This window comes from Hominifimenecus sp. rT4P-3, from assembly GCF_051055405.1.
GTDB lineage: Bacteria > Bacillota > Clostridia > Lachnospirales > Lachnospiraceae > Pseudolachnospira.
The window spans coordinates 2,116,680-2,132,958 of sequence record NZ_CP167068.1; the positions used below are offsets into that span (position 1 = coordinate 2,116,680).

Annotated in this window: 19 protein-coding genes; 10 read left to right on the plus strand and 9 right to left on the minus strand. The window is 46.0% G+C overall.

What is annotated here, in order from left to right; translation table 11 throughout:
- Positions 1 to 179 precede the first annotated feature (179 nt).
- Positions 180 to 1,757 (plus strand): catalase, encoded by a 1,578-nt coding sequence (locus ACCC71_RS09835; protein ID WP_434309455.1) that lies wholly within the window; start codon positions 180 to 182, stop codon positions 1,755 to 1,757.
- Positions 1,758 to 1,817: 60 nt separating this feature from the next.
- On the opposite strand, the gene ACCC71_RS09840 is transcribed toward ACCC71_RS09835, so the two are convergent.
- Positions 1,818 to 2,138 (minus strand): winged helix-turn-helix transcriptional regulator, encoded by a 321-nt coding sequence (locus ACCC71_RS09840; protein WP_434309456.1) that lies wholly within the window; start codon positions 2,136 to 2,138, stop codon positions 1,818 to 1,820.
- A gap of 149 nt (positions 2,139 to 2,287) precedes the next feature.
- On the opposite strand from ACCC71_RS09840, the gene ACCC71_RS09845 reads away from it, so the two are divergent.
- The 3 genes from ACCC71_RS09845 to ACCC71_RS09855 all read left to right on the plus strand — a co-directional run bounded on the left by ACCC71_RS09845 (position 2,288) and on the right by ACCC71_RS09855 (position 4,608).
- On the plus strand, positions 2,288 to 2,917 hold the full coding sequence (locus ACCC71_RS09845; protein ID WP_434311837.1) for an NAD(P)-dependent oxidoreductase: 630 nt from the start codon (positions 2,288 to 2,290) through the stop codon (positions 2,915 to 2,917).
- A gap of 100 nt (positions 2,918 to 3,017) precedes the next feature.
- Positions 3,018 to 3,791, plus strand: coding sequence for a protein-ADP-ribose hydrolase (locus ACCC71_RS09850; RefSeq protein ID WP_434309457.1), 774 nt, complete (start codon positions 3,018 to 3,020; stop codon positions 3,789 to 3,791).
- The gene (locus ACCC71_RS09855; protein WP_434309458.1) at positions 3,742 to 4,608 is read left to right on the plus strand and encodes an SIR2 family NAD-dependent protein deacylase; all 867 of its coding nucleotides are present in this window, start codon (positions 3,742 to 3,744) and stop codon (positions 4,606 to 4,608) included. The genes ACCC71_RS09850 and ACCC71_RS09855 overlap by 50 nt, the downstream gene beginning before the upstream one ends.
- 125 nt (positions 4,609 to 4,733) lie before the next feature.
- Here ACCC71_RS09855 and ACCC71_RS09860 read toward each other — a convergent pair whose 3' ends face one another.
- Positions 4,734 to 4,994, minus strand: coding sequence for an AbrB/MazE/SpoVT family DNA-binding domain-containing protein (locus ACCC71_RS09860; protein ID WP_434309459.1), 261 nt, complete (start codon positions 4,992 to 4,994; stop codon positions 4,734 to 4,736).
- 226 nt (positions 4,995 to 5,220) lie between these two features.
- Here ACCC71_RS09860 and ACCC71_RS09865 point away from each other — a divergent pair, with 226 nt between their 5' ends.
- Positions 5,221 to 5,628, plus strand: a complete 408-nt coding sequence (locus ACCC71_RS09865) for a NifB/NifX family molybdenum-iron cluster-binding protein (RefSeq protein ID WP_434309460.1) — start codon at positions 5,221 to 5,223, stop codon at positions 5,626 to 5,628.
- Between the two features lie 44 nt (positions 5,629 to 5,672).
- On the opposite strand, the gene ACCC71_RS09870 is transcribed toward ACCC71_RS09865, so the two are convergent.
- Both ACCC71_RS09870 and ACCC71_RS09875 read right to left on the minus strand, forming a co-directional pair.
- The gene (locus ACCC71_RS09870) at positions 5,673 to 7,037 is read right to left on the minus strand and encodes an MATE family efflux transporter (RefSeq protein WP_434309461.1); all 1,365 of its coding nucleotides are present in this window, start codon (positions 7,035 to 7,037) and stop codon (positions 5,673 to 5,675) included.
- A gap of 76 nt (positions 7,038 to 7,113) precedes the next feature.
- Positions 7,114 to 7,746, minus strand: coding sequence for a hypothetical protein (locus ACCC71_RS09875; protein ID WP_434309462.1), 633 nt, complete (start codon positions 7,744 to 7,746; stop codon positions 7,114 to 7,116).
- A 381-nt stretch (positions 7,747 to 8,127) separates the two neighbouring features.
- Between ACCC71_RS09875 and ACCC71_RS09880 the strand changes: the two genes are divergently transcribed.
- Both ACCC71_RS09880 and ACCC71_RS09885 read left to right on the plus strand, forming a co-directional pair.
- Positions 8,128 to 8,490 carry a CidA/LrgA family protein gene (locus tag ACCC71_RS09880; protein WP_434311838.1) on the plus strand — a complete coding sequence of 121 codons (363 nt, stop codon included), beginning with the start codon at positions 8,128 to 8,130 and terminating at the stop codon, positions 8,488 to 8,490.
- Entirely contained in the window at positions 8,487 to 9,179 is a 693-nt protein-coding gene (locus ACCC71_RS09885; RefSeq protein WP_434309463.1) for an LrgB family protein, read from the plus strand. Before ACCC71_RS09880 ends, ACCC71_RS09885 begins: the two co-directional genes overlap by 4 nt.
- 62 nt (positions 9,180 to 9,241) lie before the next feature.
- Here the strand turns inward: ACCC71_RS09885 and ACCC71_RS09890 are convergent, their stop codons facing one another.
- The 4 genes from ACCC71_RS09890 to ACCC71_RS09905 all read right to left on the minus strand — a co-directional run bounded on the left by ACCC71_RS09890 (position 9,242) and on the right by ACCC71_RS09905 (position 12,476).
- Positions 9,242 to 9,661, minus strand: coding sequence for a MarR family winged helix-turn-helix transcriptional regulator (locus tag ACCC71_RS09890; RefSeq protein WP_434309464.1), 420 nt, complete (start codon positions 9,659 to 9,661; stop codon positions 9,242 to 9,244).
- The gene (locus tag ACCC71_RS09895) at positions 9,654 to 11,081 is read right to left on the minus strand and encodes an MATE family efflux transporter (protein ID WP_434309465.1); all 1,428 of its coding nucleotides are present in this window, start codon (positions 11,079 to 11,081) and stop codon (positions 9,654 to 9,656) included. Before ACCC71_RS09895 ends, ACCC71_RS09890 begins: the two co-directional genes overlap by 8 nt.
- Before the next feature lie 232 nt (positions 11,082 to 11,313).
- Positions 11,314 to 12,321 carry an alpha/beta hydrolase gene (locus ACCC71_RS09900; RefSeq protein ID WP_434309466.1) on the minus strand — a complete coding sequence of 336 codons (1,008 nt, stop codon included), beginning with the start codon at positions 12,319 to 12,321 and terminating at the stop codon, positions 11,314 to 11,316.
- The gene (locus ACCC71_RS09905) at positions 12,318 to 12,476 is read right to left on the minus strand and encodes a hypothetical protein (protein WP_434309467.1); all 159 of its coding nucleotides are present in this window, start codon (positions 12,474 to 12,476) and stop codon (positions 12,318 to 12,320) included. Before ACCC71_RS09905 ends, ACCC71_RS09900 begins: the two co-directional genes overlap by 4 nt.
- A gap of 153 nt (positions 12,477 to 12,629) precedes the next feature.
- Between ACCC71_RS09905 and ACCC71_RS09910 the strand changes: the two genes are divergently transcribed.
- Positions 12,630 to 13,157 (plus strand): TetR/AcrR family transcriptional regulator, encoded by a 528-nt coding sequence (locus tag ACCC71_RS09910; RefSeq protein WP_434309468.1) that lies wholly within the window; start codon positions 12,630 to 12,632, stop codon positions 13,155 to 13,157.
- A gap of 134 nt (positions 13,158 to 13,291) precedes the next feature.
- Here ACCC71_RS09910 and ACCC71_RS09915 read toward each other — a convergent pair whose 3' ends face one another.
- Positions 13,292 to 14,419, minus strand: coding sequence for a YeiH family protein (locus ACCC71_RS09915; protein WP_434309469.1), 1,128 nt, complete (start codon positions 14,417 to 14,419; stop codon positions 13,292 to 13,294).
- A 216-nt stretch (positions 14,420 to 14,635) separates the two neighbouring features.
- Between ACCC71_RS09915 and ACCC71_RS09920 the strand changes: the two genes are divergently transcribed.
- Entirely contained in the window at positions 14,636 to 15,388 is a 753-nt protein-coding gene (locus ACCC71_RS09920) for a class I SAM-dependent DNA methyltransferase (protein ID WP_434309470.1), read from the plus strand.
- Entirely contained in the window at positions 15,385 to 16,278 is an 894-nt protein-coding gene (gene hslO / locus ACCC71_RS09925; protein WP_434309471.1) for an Hsp33 family molecular chaperone HslO, read from the plus strand. The genes ACCC71_RS09920 and hslO overlap by 4 nt, the downstream gene beginning before the upstream one ends.
- The last annotated feature ends 1 nt before the right edge of the window (position 16,279 follow it).

Consider the following 16,279-nt stretch of genomic DNA (forward strand, 5'->3'; position numbering starts at 1 on the left):
AGCAAGCTTGCATCGAATTTTTGTACTTTGTACTCTGATATCATTATATTATCACTTTTTATCCCAAAAAACAATATATGTCCACTCTCGCTCCTAAGAAATCACTGGTAATCCTCCGGGAACCCCTCTGTTTTTTTCGCATATTCTATAGAGAAATCACCTGCCCGTAAGGATTAATCATGATTAATAATAGAAGATTTCCACCAAACTCCCGTGGCTTTCAGCCAAATCCACCCCGCCGGCAGCAGCCGATGAGGCAAAGACAGCAGTCCCTTCCAGAAAACCACACAGCATCCCGCCCAGAACCGGGTGAAATGCTCACCGCTGGCAACGGCGCTCCTATTTATGATACCGCGAATTCCGAAACCATCGGACAGGATGGTCCCGTTTTGCTTCAAGACGTCCAACTGATTGAAAAATTAGCCCATTTCAATCGGGAACGTATCCCAGAGCGGGTCGTCCATGCCAAAGGAGCCGGAGCCTTCGGCTATTTTCAGCCTTATGAATCCATGGCCCCCTATACCTGCGCGGCGTTTTTACAAGATCCCTCCCGCAGAACAAAAATTCTCGTACGTTTTTCTACTGTTATCGGTTCCACTGGTTCCGCTGATACTGCCCGTGACCCTCGCGGTTTTGCCGTCAAATTTTATACATCGGAAGGAAACTATGATGTCGTGGGCCTAAACCTTCCGGTCTTTTTCATCCGCGACGCCATGAAATTTCCTGATTTTATTCATTCTCAAAAACCGTCCCCACGGACCAATCTCCCGGATCCGGAACGTGCCTGGGATTTCTTTTCCCTTTCTCCGGAAAGCCTCCATTCGATTACGTGGCTCTACAGTGACCGGGGTATTGTCAAAGATTATCGGAAGATGGACGGGTTCGGCGTCAATACATTTATTTGGGTCAATGCGCAAGGCAAACGGTGTTATGTCAAATATCATTTTCTGTGTGGGGAAGATATGGATGTCATTGACCGCAAAGAAGGCGTCCGGCTGGCGGGACTGGACCCAGACATAGCTACCCGGTCTCTCTACCAGTCTCTCTCGGAAGGCAAACCGCTGAAATATGAATTTTGTGTCCAGCTTATGGACCCGAAAGAAGCCGATTCCCTTCCCTTTGATCCGCTGGACGACACAAAACTTTGGCCCAAGGACCGATTTCCTCTAAAAAAAGTCGGCGTGCTAGTGTTAAATCAGATGCCGGAAAATTATTTTGCGCAGATCGAACAGGCGGCCTTCGCGCCGGGAAATTTGGTGCCAGGAATCGAATTTTCCGCAGATAAAATGCTTCAGGGGCGCAGTTTTGCCTATCTGGACGCGCAGCGTTATCGGCTCGGCGTAAACTTTCAGCAACTCCCGGTCAATCGCCCGGCTGTACCCGTCCACAACGACCAGCAGGACGGTTCAATGGCGTATTTTTATTCCAGCAGCTCCATCAATTATAAGCCCAACAGCCTCGCCGGCAATCTGCCGTTGGAATCGCCCTCGCCCTGCACACCGGGAATGCATTATGCCGGAGCGGTCACACGGTCTCCGATTTCCAAAACCGACGATTTCTGCCAGCCGAAAGAGCGCTATGAATGTATGAGCGAGGATGAAAAAAACCGCATGGCGGATGCCATCGGCTATGAACTTGCCCAGTGTAATAAAGAAATTCAGACTCGTCAATTAGACCTGTTCGAACAGGTTTCTCCGGATATGGCCCATCGGGTCCGTCACCAAATCATGCTGTTTGAGACCAAGCAGAGAGGATAAATGAGAAGGGGAGGCCAGCTGCGTTACAGGGCCGCAGGCCTCCCCAGAATGTTTATATTTTTAACCGTTTTTTTGTTTATATTCTGTCCCCCACGCTACCATAGCGTCTAAAATCGGTTTTAGGCTATATCCTGTTTCGGTTAACGTGTATTCTACCCGCGGCGGCACTTCTGGATATACTTTTCGGGTCAGTAAGCCGCTGTCTTCCATGGAACGCAAATTTGCCGTTAAAACCTTCTGAGATACATTCCCAACGGATTTTTTTAATTCGCCAAATCGTTTCGTCCCTTCCAACAAATCACGAATAATCAACACTTTCCAACGGTCGCTGATCAGCATTAAAGTAGTCTCCACCGGACAGGCTGGTAAATTTTTTTCCATAAAAATCCCCCATTTTCCGCAATCGTTTCCTTTTGGTAACTATAGCACAATAAAGTGCTTACTTTACGTTTTCTCCCTACGGATATATTATAATCTTGCAAGAGAAAAAAGCAAGTAAAAACCAATATAAAATTTAGGAGGACAAAATGATGAAAATTGCTGTTATTTGTGCAAATGGAAAAGAGGGAAAGCGGATCGTTCAGGAAGCAATGGAAAGAGGCGCCGACGTTACAGCCGTTGTGCGCGGGGAAAATCAGTCGGCGGCAACAAGCGTCATTAAAAAAGATCTGTTTGATTTGACCGCCGCCGATTTGGAGGGTTTTGATGTTGTCATTGACGCCTTCGGAGCATGGACAATGGAAACCCTCCCGCAGCACAGCACTTCTTTGAAGCATCTTTGCGACCTTGTAAGCGGCAAAGAAATAAGGCTTCTTGTTGTCGGGGGCGCAGGCAGCTTATATGTAAATCCGGAACATACTGCGCAGGTCATGGACGGAGCAGACTTCCCGGAAATGTTTAAGCCGCTTGCTTCCAACATGGGCAAATCCCTCGATGAACTCCGCACCAGAACAGATGTAAAATGGACCTATATCAGCCCCGCCGGAGATTTTCAGGCAGACGGAATGAAGACTGGAAAATACATTTTAGGCGGCGAGGAACTGACATTAAACGCAAAGGGAGAAAGCGTAATCAGCTATGCAGACTATGCGGTCGCTATGGTTGATGAAGCATTAAACGGCAGCCACATTCAACAGAGAATTTCCGTCGTCGCGGAATAAGCCGGTCAGATTACCTTCAAAAGAAGTCTTCTGCCCCCTAAAGGCAGAGGACTTCTTTCAAAGAAAATCCACCGCTTGCAAACGATAGAAAGAAGGACATATGACACAGACAGAAAGGCTTATTTATCTCATCCATTATCTAATCGATGAAAATCCCAAGTTAAAATCCATCGAGATTCCTGCGGAGGACAGCGAGAGAAAACGTTTGTTGCGTTCCCTTATGAATATACGCCCGCCGAAAGCAGTTTCCAAGGAGTTTTTAGAAGTACAGGGCGCCTATTTGCAAGAAGAACGGACAAAAAAAGGCGTTGTTTCCCTATCTGATCTTTCATCGCCGCGGCCGGGACTTTACTTATGGCAGGGGGATATTACCCGTTTGTCCGTAGACGCCATCGTTAACGCGGCTAACAGCGCTATGTTAGGCTGCTTCGTCCCTTGCCATGGGTGCATTGACAACGCGATTCACTCCGCCGCAGGTGTGGAACTTCGTCTGGAATGCGCCCGTATCATGGAAAGGCAGAAAGCAGAAGAACCCACGGGAAGAGCCAAAATCACGAGCGCCTATCATCTTCCCTCCCGCTATATTCTTCACACGGTCGGCCCTATCATCCATGGGAAAGTTACCGAGAGGGATTGCGCCCTGTTATCCGACTGTTACCGTTCCTGCCTGGAGCTTGCCGCAGAATATCAGTTGAAAAGTATTGCCTTTTGCTGTATTTCTACGGGAGAGTTTCATTTTCCAAATGAAAAAGCCGCGGAAATAGCCGTCCAAACCGTACAGGATTACCAAAAGAAACAGCAAAATGGGATCGAGGTGGTTTTCAATGTTTTCAAAGACTACGACTATGAAATCTACAAGCAGTTATTGGGATAAAATTGAGAAATTGAAGATGGCAATCCAGAATGCCGACGCTATTTTGATCGGCGCAGGCGCCGGGCTGTCCGCTTCCGCCGGATTCACGTATTCCGGGAAACGCTTTGAAGATAACTTTCCGGACTTTATCGAAACGTATGGCTTTCGGGATATGTATTCCGCAGGCTTCTACCCATACAAGACCCTAGAAGAACACTGGGCGTACTGGAGCCGGTATATTTATATCAACCGGTATATGGATGCTCCGAAACCAGTCTATCATAAACTGTACGACCTGATGAAAGACAAAGATTATTTCGTGCTGACAACGAATGTGGATCACTGTTTCCAAAAGGCCGGTTTTGATAAACACCGGCTTTTCTACACACAGGGGGATTATGGATTATGGCAATGTTCCAAGCCTTGCCACAATAAAACTTACGATAACGAAGCCGTTGTTAAAAAAATGGTTGCACAGCAGGAGAACATGTCCATTCCGTCCGAGTTAGTCCCTTACTGCCCTATTTGCGGAGCGCCCATGTCCATGAATTTGCGAGCGGACAATACCTTTGTTGAAGATAGGGGTTGGCACATCGCGGCAAGCAGGTATCAAGATTTTATACGCCGCCATAAAGGAGGGAACATATTATATCTGGAATTAGGGGTTGGCGGCAATACGCCAGGCATCATCAAATACCCGTTCTGGCAGATGACGGCAGCGAATCCGAAGGCAGTATATGCTTGTGTGAATTATGGGGAAGCGGTTTGTCCGAAGGAGATTGAGCGACAGGCTATTTGTATGGATGGGGATATTGGAGAAGTATTAGAGCTGCTTTAATATATCGGGATGGGAAGGATTTTCGGCTAAAAGTCTCAGTTTTATTTTCAGTTGATTTTTTTCCTGCGCAGTCAATTTCCTAAAATGTTTTTGGAAACGTGATGTAAAGGTAAATTCATATGCCATTATTCCGCCTCCAATTTGTCAAACAGGGCATCTACACTGTCAAAGACAGGTTGTTCCCCGGATGCTATTTTGGATTTTACTTCATCAATTTCATCTCGGAGTTCATTCAGGTATTTTTTAGGGTAGACAACCACAGGCATAATGCAGATTACTCCATCCTTTTCAAAAATATCTAAGGTATCGCCTTCTGATAGACCAAGTTTGACAATGATTTCTTTTGGGATAGTAATTTGAGCTTTTTGGCGTAATTCAGCTAACATAGCGGTATCTCCTTTGAGATAGATTTGAAAGTTATAAATTCTTACTTTCTTACCAATAGTATACTCAATAAATAAAATTTGTGCAAGGATATTTTATAGCATTTCATATGGAGGTATCGGAACCGTTTTAGAGCAGTCTCTTATCAAAAGAAAGAACTGCCCCTTGCCAATCTGAAGAATTTCATCTATACTCAAAGAAATGAAACAGATTTTGGAGGATAGTCTTATGAGAATTGCGGTTCCTTATGAAAATGGTATGGTGGTTCCCGCTTTTGAACAGGCGACCACGTTCAAACTTTACGATACCAAAGAGGATCAGATCGTAAAAGAACTGATCTTACCAGCCGGGGGATCCGGCGCCGATCTTTTGATTGATTTTCTGGCGGCCGCCAACGTGCGAATGCTGCTGTGCGGCGCGGTAGCCGGAAGCACGATTGCTCTTCTTGATAAAAAAGGAATCTTATTTCAGTGGGGCGTACTGGGAAAAGCCGATGAGAAAGTAGACGAATTCTTAAAAAATCAACTGGCCGCCAAACGTTTTTCCAGCTGTAAAAGCCAAGGGGGATGCTGCGGCGATGGAGATTTTGAATGCAGCTGCGGCGATGGATGCAGCGGATGTGAAGAGGAATATTGATTTTTGTCTCCGTGGGAACCGAAGTTTCCCACGGAGTTATTTTTTCACGTTATCTCCTTCTTATCTTTTAGTTTCGGCCAGACTGTCAACATCATCGTCGTAAAGCAAGCGGTTCCCCCGATCACATCAGAGATTGGCTCCGCCAGAAAAATCCCTGCCGTTCCCAATCCTATCCTAGGCAAAATCAAAATCAGGGGCATCACAAGAATCACTTTTCGAAACAGAGAAAAGAAGGAAGCCGGCTTTGCCATGCCAAGGGATAAAAATGTATTCTGCCCGGTCGTCTGCAGCGCCATAAAAAGCTGCATGGAAAAGAACAAGCGAACAGAACTTGTTCCGACCGTAATCAACTCCGGGTCATTATTAAACAGAAGCACAATCGGACCAGGAATCGCCAACAAAATCAGCCAAACTACACAGGTATAAGCGATACAAAAACAACCTAAAAATCGAATACCCGCTCTCGTCCGATCATACAACTTAGCGCCATAATTGTAGGCAATCACCGGCTGCGCCCCGTAAGTCATGCCGTGAAGAGCCATGACAATGACTTCCCGGATCGAGATAATCACCGTCATAACCGCCACATATACGTCCCCGCCGTACATTTGCAGAGAGGAATTATACATAATCTGAACCACACTGTTGGTCATCGACATGATAAACGGGGACAGGCCCAAACCAAGAATGGACTTTATGATCTTTCCAGATGGAACGAGATACCGACGTTCCAGACGGATCGACGCTCTTTTTCCAGTCAGGAAATAGATTACCCATACCGCGGAAATAAATTGCGACAGAATCGTCGCAAGAGCCGCTCCGCGAACGCCCATCCCAAATCCAAAAATGAGAATCGGATCCAAAATAATATTGGTTATCGCACCGATCAACACCGTTACCATACCAGTAGTGGCAAAACCCTGGCCATTGATAAATGGATTCAGCCCCGTGGCCAGCATAGAAAAAAACGTCCCCAGCAGGTAAACCGTCAGATAATCGTCCGCATAGGAAAAGGTATCCGTGCTGGCTCCAAATAGATGCAAAATCGGACGCTTAAAGAGAAAGCAAAAAGCCATTAAGACAGCAGACAAAAAGAGGAGCATCGTACAAGCATTTCCCAAAATCAAACGCGCCTTATCGTCATTTCCACGCCCTCGTTCCATCGAAAAAAGCGGAGCCCCTCCCATGCCGCATAGGTTGGTAAACGCCGTAATCATCGTAATAACCGGAAACGCTACCCCTACGCCGGTCAAAGCCAGCTTTCCTACTCCTTCCATATGGCCAATGTAAATGCGGTCTACAATACTGTACAAAACATTGATAATCTGCGCAACCATCAAAGGAACCGCCAGACGCACAATCGTCTTCGGAACACTGCCCTTTGAAAAATCCCCTTTCTCTTTAGACATTTCATCCACTCCCTTTTGACCCTAACATCTATTTATTAGTGTATCACGAAAAAAGTGAAATGCCAAGAGTCGGCCTTTATAGAAATTTTCGCACTAGGCAACATAGGATTCCACCTCCGCACAGGGGAAGGATCGTCCCATAGCAGTCTGAGATCGTAAACAGAAAACTTTTTCCGGCATTTATGATGTCACCGCCATCGGGAATCATAGAGGCAAGGCCCGCGCCCAGACATAAGATACCGATGCATAGAAAAGCAAACAACCCTCTCCCCGTATCATAACGGCGATTTCTTCGTTTCTTTTGCGACATTGCCCAAAACGTAGAGATCAGGCTAAAAAGAATCAACGAGCAAGCCGCCGCCATATAAAACGCCAATCCCCAATTTCGGCTTTCCACCAGATTGCCGATCGTCCCCATTTCCGAATAGCCGAGCCAGTAGGCCACCGCAAATCTACAGGTAATAAGAACCAACAAAAGCGCTGTCCCGAACCGAAGCGCCGAAGTTATCACCTCTTTTACTTTTGGGCTGACCGGAGAATCTTCCCAATCATCCTCCTCCCAATCATCGTAGTCCTTCCATTTTCGCGTTTCCTTCCATTCTGGTTCCTCTTCTCTTTCATCGCCCCGTTCTGTATCAAAATCCAAATCCGGCTTCCACTTCCAATTGGGATCAAAGGTAAATTCTTCTTCCTGTTTTTCTCGTTCCATATCCATCGTCCCTTTCTACCTTCCGTTGACAAGAGCATACGCGCCTCATAGCAGAATAATTTTGGCATTTTTTACGTTCATCTGTTTCAATCACCAAGTCTTCTGGCGGTCATTGTAACATGGGAACCTAAGACGATTCAATAAAGGAAAAAAATCGTAAGAAAATCGTCAAAAAAAATTTTATGTTTGTGTATAAAGGAAAAAATAGAGGTAATACTATAATCAGACCAAAGAAAAAAATAAATACTTATCCTCCCCTTTTAGCATGTGGGGAACCATGAGAAACGCAGTATTCCGTGGTTCTCCGCATTTTTTCTAGTTTGACAAGCCATAGGACGATCGCTATAATGGATGGTACGAATCACAAAAGGGGCGGCAGCTATGAAATACCTAAAACAATTTGGAATCATCCTTATCATTTCTTTCCTGGGAGAAGTTTTCAACTATGTTCTTCCGTTTCCCATTCCGGCCAGTATCTACGGACTTATCCTTCTATTTCTATGTCTGCATTTTGGGCTGTTTCCTATAGAAGCGGTGAAAGAAACGGCATATTTTCTGATTGAAATTATGCCGCTGATGTTTATTCCGGCAGCCGTCGGGCTGATCACATCCTGGGGAATTATCCAGTCCAACCTGCTTGCCTACATTTTTATCACTGTTCTATCCACATTTTTTGTGATGATCGTTTCTGGACATATTACCCAGTTTACGATTCGCCATGGAAAAAAGGAGGGGAATTTATGATGGAATTTTTTGAAGAATCCATATTTTTTGGAGTAGTGCTCAGTATATTCGCTTACGGATTGGGATGCCTCATGCACCAAAAATTCAAACTGGCTCTCTTTAATCCGCTGATGCTGTCCATCGCTATCATCATCCTGATCCTGCTCGTATCTCATATTGACTATGACGTTTACTATTCAGGCGCCAAGTATCTCAGCTATTTTCTCACTCCTGCAACAGTATGCCTCGCCGTCCCGCTTTACGAAAAACTGGAACTCCTAAAAGGGAATTGGAAAGCGATTCTTGCCGGCATTCTTTCCGGGGTGCTTACTTCCCTGTGCTCGATCTTTGTCATGAGCCGATTCTTTCATTTATCTCACAAAGAATATGTGACCTTACTGCCAAAGTCTATTACCACAGCGATCGGCATGGGAGTCTCTCAGGAATTAAACGGCTATGTCACCTTAACGGTAGCTATCATCATTATTACCGGCGTTCTTGGCAATATACTCGCGCCCCTTGTCTGCCGGATAGGAAAGATCCAGAATCCGATTGCAAAAGGAATTGCCATTGGCACTGCTTCCCACGCAATCGGTACCGCAAAAGCCATGGAAATAGGCAAAATAGAAGGCGCCATGAGCAGTTTATCCATCGTCGTATCCGGCTTTCTCACCGTGATTCTGGCGCCTTTCTTCGCACCGTTTATCTAAGAAAGAATTTCGCTTTGTCTACAGTCTGAGAACAAGCATATCAAACATGCTTGTTCTCCGCTTTAATCTAAAAAACAATTCTCCTCCACCCGCTGTAAAAGCCGCCTTAACGTTTCCCAGTCCTCGGCAGCAATCCCCTCGGACATCTTCTTCGCAAACGCGTCATGAACTTGGTCTAAAACCGGAAGAAACGCCTGGCCGGCTTCCGTCAAATACAGCTGATACTGCCGGCGGTCCTCCGGAGTGGTCTTCCGGCAGATATGTCCCATCTCTTCCAGACGTCTGGCATCCCTGGCCACGCTGGTTTTATCCAAGGAAAAAAAGCATGCGATCTCTTCTTGACTTACCCCTGGATTTCGCCGGACATGGAGGACAATCAAATGCATGACTCCCACGTAGCCGTAAGGAGCCAACGCTCTTTTCATTTGCTTCATTCTCTGTTTGTTAATCCGTAACAAACTGGATAATACCGGATCAGCCATGACATTCACCTCTTATTCCATGTTCCAGGGAAGGATGTCCTTCCCTCTCATATTCTTCCATTTTTTGACGAACCATCCGCATCACGCGGCGGATAATCGGGACAGCCAAAAACAGGCTTAAGACATCTGCCACCGCCTGCACTGAAGCTACGCCCATTTCTCCCCAAAGCCAGGCCATCGGCAGCACGATTGGCAAAAAGCAGCTTCCCTGGCGGGCGGTCGAAAGCAAAAGTGCTCCTTTCACATCGCCAAGCCCCGCACAAAACATATTGACAACGGCTACCCATCCATGCACCGGAAGTGCCAGACATTGAAGTCGGATGCAAAGCGCCCCGATACTCTGTACCGCCGGATCGGTCTCAGAAAAAAGGTAAATCACCGGACGAGCAAAAATCCCCAATGCCAGTCCCATCGCAGCCGCGCCGATCAGCGCCAGCCGTGAAGAAAAACGATAGCTTTCCATCACGCGGTCATACCGCTTGGCTCCCCAGTTAAATCCGGCCACCGGCTGGAAGCCTGAACCAAATCCCAGGATAAATCCAAATGGAAACATCATAATTTTATTGGAAATCCCAATACCCGCCAGCACAGCGTCAGAAATATTGCCTGCAATATTATTTAGTACAATACCGGACACAACCCCTAGCCCAGAGCGGAACATGGAAGAAGAGCCGACGCTGACAATCTGATACAAATTTTCCCGGTTCGCCTGAAAACGGGAAAGGGAGATCCGCAAAATACTGCGGCGGGCCAAATACGGAAAAATCAAAATAGCAAAGCTAACCAACTTGGAGATAGCCGTCGCCATGGACGCGCCCGCTACGCCCAAATCCAGACCAAAGATAAAAATCGGATCCAAGATACAATTCAAAATCCCGCCAAATCCCATGCCAATCATGGACAAAACAGCGCTTCCCTCGGCCCGCAGACATTGGTTCATAACAAAACTGGCCGCCATAAAAGGCGCTACCAGCACCACATACGTCGCGTACTGGATGGAATACTGTTCGCAGGTATCGGTAGCTCCCAGCAGCCGCACCATGGGCTGCATGCAGGTCAGGCCTAAAACCATCACCACCGCTCCGAAAGCAATGGCCAGGAAAAAGGCCGTGGATAACACCCGGCTCGCTTTCTGCTCTTCCCTTGCCCCCAACAAACGGGCGATATAGCTATTTGCACCTACCGCCAACATAGAACCCGCCATCATAATGATCTGATCCAGCGAAGCGTTGACGCTGACTGCCGCCGTAGCGTTCGTACCCAACGAGCTGACAAAGTATGTATCGGCTAAATTATAAATCGATGTGATGAGAAATGCAACAATTGTTGGGATCGCCATCTTAGGAATCACTTTGGAGATGGGCTCCGTCATCATCTTGTTCTTTCTCTTATCCTGCTGGTTTTTCTCTGTATCTGTCATCAAATCTTTCTCCCTTCTCAATCCTTCCTGCAAATAGCTTTTAAAAATCATTCTAATTGTTTTATATGGTACTGTTTTATATGATACTGTTTCATATGATACTATCTTATTCCTATTTTCTGCATTTGTCAAGACAACAAAGAATTTCCTATAAAATAAAGAAGATACCAAAACCCAAAAGAGGCTTCCCTTTTTGAGTTCCGGTATCTTTCTTACTTACGTTTCTTTATCACTATTTTACAGGCATATAAGTATCCAGATATTCCACTATCTTCCGCATATATTCCCCGTACATCTTATTGTCATTTTGTAAGCCGTGCCCCGAATGCTTCATTTCAAAATATTGATAGTCTATGCCATTGTTCTCAAGGGTTTGTCTTAATTTGAGAGAAGCCCCAAATGCTTGTACCTTATCCCATGAACCATATGCCACAACAGTAGGTACTGAGTTTTCATCTATCCACATTTCAGCGGAAATATTTTTCACCAGCTCTATATATTCCCCGGTTTTAAACATATCATTTGTTATTTTATTTCCAGACATTGCGGAAAACAAATCGGCAACCCCCTGATAATCCCCATTGGGATCAAAGGAGACAGGTTTATTCGGATCGGCCCCCATATTAATCCAATCTTCCACATAAAAGCAGGAAGGTCCGACTGCTCCGAATGTCATTTTGACTGGTACCGGAGATTCCTCTGCATCGCGGTAGGCGTATATCATTGCCAGAGCATGACCGGCAGAGCCGCCTCCGATTGCCATTTCGCCGATAGGATAACCAAGCTTCTCCGCCTCCGCAACCACATATTCCATACTCTCTTTGATTTCCACGGACTGCGTATACACGTTTGCGTCGGGATTCTTCTCACTAAACAGGGTATAATTAATACCCGCGGTCACATACCCCTTCGAACAGAGCCATGTCAGGATCTCGGCATCGCCTGATTTATCTCCGCTTGTAAAACCGCCGGGATGGAGATATACGATCAGGCCATAACTGCTTCTAGAATCATCGGCTGGAACATAAAGGTCAAATTTGTTTGCTTCGCCGCTGCCATAAGAAATATCGGTATGTACCGTGCCAACCGAATCGTTCCAATCAACGGAAAATTCTTTGCCAAATGGATGATAGTTCATCTTAAATAGGACCGACCCGCCAAAAGCGAGGATAAATGCAAAAGTATAGATAAATCCCCACATAACTCTGCCTTTCTTCTTTATTTTCTTTTCTCCACTCATAAAAAATTGCCCCCGAACATGGTTCCTCCGAGTAAGAGATTCATAAAAGCTCTTACAGCGAGCCGTCCCAAAATTACAGCGGCAATCACAATTACCAGTAAAATAATAATACGTTTTTGCATCAGCGTCATCTCTGTGAAAACTCCTTCCTTCATTTTCTTGACACTCTTATCCACAATATGCTATATTTAACGGTACGAAAGTACCTTTTCTTACATATTATACTATTCTCTCTTTTGCCAAACAAGTAAACAAGAGAGAAACGGTACGAACAATAAAAAAAGTACCTTTTCTGAGCGGGTGAAAAAATGGGTGGGAATGCGAAAACAACGGAATTTTTAAAAGAGTGCCTTTCTGACGCGCTGATTAAGCTGTTAAAAACAAAACCGATTGAAAAAATAACCATTCCTGAAATTGCAGAGATGGCCAATGTGGGAAGAACAACCTATTTTCGAAACTTCACAGCCAAAAATGAAGTATTGACATTTAAAATTACACAGCTGTGGGATAGATGGGCAGACGAACACGGTCTGGCAGAACCGCGGGGATACTCTCCGAATAATGCTCTTGATTTTTTTAATTTCAATTCCAGTATCCGAGAGCTTCTCAATCTCATCTATACCAGAGGGTTGCAGTCTGCATTATACGACGCGTTCTATCACATCATCATGCCCCCGTATGGAGCGACTTCTATCGAACGCTATAAGAACAGCTTTTATTGTTATGGGCTTTTTGGCTTGCTTGACCAGTGGATCAAATGCAAATATAAGGAATCCCCTGAAGAAATGGCAAAAATATTTCTGAAGGAAATTGTCGGACAAAAAGATCGTATATAGCGAACAGCGGCAGGAGTCATGAGAGAGTCTCAAGTTTTGCAGAAATGCAAAACTTGAGACTCTCTCTTACCTTTGGGAAACTCTACAAAATATTCCAATCAGTTTCAACGCAGCGTTCCTCTGACGCCTAAATTCTACGCCTGAATAAAATCTTTAAACAGTACGACGAATAAAAGGCTGGACAAAAAGACCGCGAGCCAGGTGCAGCCGCCAAGAGCAATGGGTTTCTTTCCTTTGCTGAAAAGATCTTTAAACTTGATTTTAAATCCAACTCCCGCCAAAGCTACTGTCACAAAAAATTTATTTCCATGTTTAAAGAAGATCGCCGCTCCTGGAATCTTATCAAAAATTCCCAGCGTATTGACCAGCGCCATCACGAGAAAGACAAGAATGAACCAGGGAAATACTTTCCGGATCGTCCCACCAATGCTGGCCTTCTCCCCTGTCTCCTGACTTGCTGCCTTACGGATCGCCAAAATTGTAAAAATCACCGCTAGAAGCAAAATCAGAGTCGTCCGTACCAATTTCACCGTGATTCCCAAACTAAACTCTCCAATTTCTGGGTGCAGCGCCATGTAAGTAGACTGGGAAGCGACTACACTGGAGGTGTCGTTGACTGCCGCGCCGGCCAGATAGCCAAATTGCTGCGCATTCAAACCAATCCAATCGGCAAGATAGGGATACATAAGCGCCGCCAATACGTCAAACAGAAAAATCGCCGTCATCGCATAGGCAATCTCCTCTTCTTTTGCCTTAATAATGGAAGCGATTGTGGCGATCGCGGACCCACCGCAGATACAGGTTCCGCCGCCAACCAAGGTGCAAACATTCGAGTTCAGCTTCATTACTTTTTTACCGATCAAGCTGGCAACACCAAAAGAAAGACAAATATTAAAAAGCAGCAGCGGCAGCGACTTGGTCGCGGAGAGAATCGCCGCATAATTCAAGGTGGCTCCCACCAGCACAATCCCCAAATTGAGATATTTTTTTGCCGCCAACGTAGTTCCCGCTTTAAAATCCGCATCCAGGCTGGGAAGCAGATTCACAAACAGCATACCGATAAAGAGACCGATCATCGGGCCTCCAATGACACTTTGCAGGCTGCCCAGCCAGGTAGCGGCAATTCCAATCCCCAAACACAGCGTAATGGCCCCGTACCGTTTTGCGGAAAATCCTTTTTTCTGTTTGCAATCCAACAACCAGGCATACCCATAGGCAACCACAATGCAAGCCAGAATCACCCACCATTTTTCAGAATTCATCCTACTCTCCTCCTCCATCTCTCTATAAGTTTATTTATGTGAAGTAGCATAGCACTAAAATTGATATAAGTAAATTTGATTTTTTTAAATTTTACAATAGGTTTTTATCTATATCCAATTTTCTTTCCCTTTTCCTTTCCATAAACCGGTTCACAATCTGCCCAAAATGAGTTACAATAAATCAAAGCCGCATCACACAGGCGAAAGGAGGATGTTATGGACGCCTATACTGGTTTTGCCGGAGTCTACGATGAATTTATGAATAATGTCCCTTACCGCGAATGGGCGGCCTATCTGACCTCTTTGTTTGGCGAATATGGAATTACGTCCGGGCTTATGCTGGAACTTGGCTGCGGTACCGGCACCATGACTGAACAGATGGCGGCGGCAGGATTTGATCTGATCGGCATTGACAGCTCCGAGGACATGCTATCAGAGGCTTTAGAAAAAAAGTTTGAATCTGGACACGATATCCTTTATCTGTGCCAGGATATGCGGGAATTCGAGCTGTACGGTACGGTAGCCGCTGCATACAGCGTCTGCGATTGCCTGAATTACGTAACCCAATATGAAGACTTAGTCCAGGTATTCCGCCTTGTCAACAACTATCTGGATCCAAAGGGGCTTTTTATCTTTGATTTCAACACCGCCTGCGCCTACCGTGATCCGTTAAGGCAAGCGCCGATTGTCGAAACCCAGGATGGCGATACTATGATCTGGGAAAACTTTTGGGAGGAAGAAAGCAGGCAGAATGAGCATCGGCTTACTCTCTTCCTAGAGGATGACGACGGCCGCTATGAAAAAGTAGAAGAACTGCATGTACAAAAAGCCTGGGAGCCATCGGAAATGAAACAGGCGCTGAAGGAAGCGGGTATGGAATTTGTCGCCGCTTACGAAGCGTTAACCCATACCAAACCGGGGGAATCTTCCACCCGTATTTACTTTTTAGCAAGGGAGAATGGAAAATGAATGATTATATGATTCGCGCTACTGCGGCAGGAGGCCAGATCCGGGCCTTCGCTGCCACAACAAGAGATTTGGTGGAGGAAGCCAGGTCCCGCCACGATACCAGCCCGGTTATCACCGCCGCCCTCGGCCGTCTTCTGACCGCCGGAGTCATGATGGGCAGCATGATGAAAGGGGAAAAGGATACTCTGACCTTAAAAGTAGAAGGAGACGGACCGGTCAAGGCTTTGACTGTCATTGCCGATTCCAAGGGAAACGTCAAAGGCTTTGCCCACGTTCCCCAGGTGATTCTCCACGCCAATGAAAAGGGCAAGTTGGACGTAGCGAAGGCCGTTGGTATCGGCGTTCTGACGGTAATCAAAGACCTAGGGCTGCGGGAGCCTTACGTCGGTACTTCGATGTTAGTAACCAGTGAGATTGCCGAAGATCTGACCTACTACTTTGCCACCTCCGAGCAGGTTCCTTCCTCCGTGGCCCTAGGGGTGCTGATGGAAAAAAATAATACGGTGAAGCAGGCGGGCGGATTTATCCTTCAACTGATGCCCGGCGTAGACGACGAGACCATTACCCAGTTAGAGGAAAAAATAAACTCCATCACCTCGATCACTTCTATGTTAGATCAAGGAATGACGCCAGAGCAGATTTTAGAATATGTTATCGGCGATTTTGGCTTGGAAATCTTAGATCGGGTGCCAGTTCGCTTTCACTGCTCCTGCAGCAAAGAGAAAGTCCGGGGAGCCATCGTCAGCCTGGGACGGGAAGATTTGAAAGAATTGGCGGAAGGCGAGGAAGCCGTGGAAGCCCATTGCGACTTCTGCAATACCAGTTATTGGTTTGAGCCAAAAGAGCTCCAGGAAATTTTAGAGCAAAATCAGGTCAAGGAGGAAAACTAGC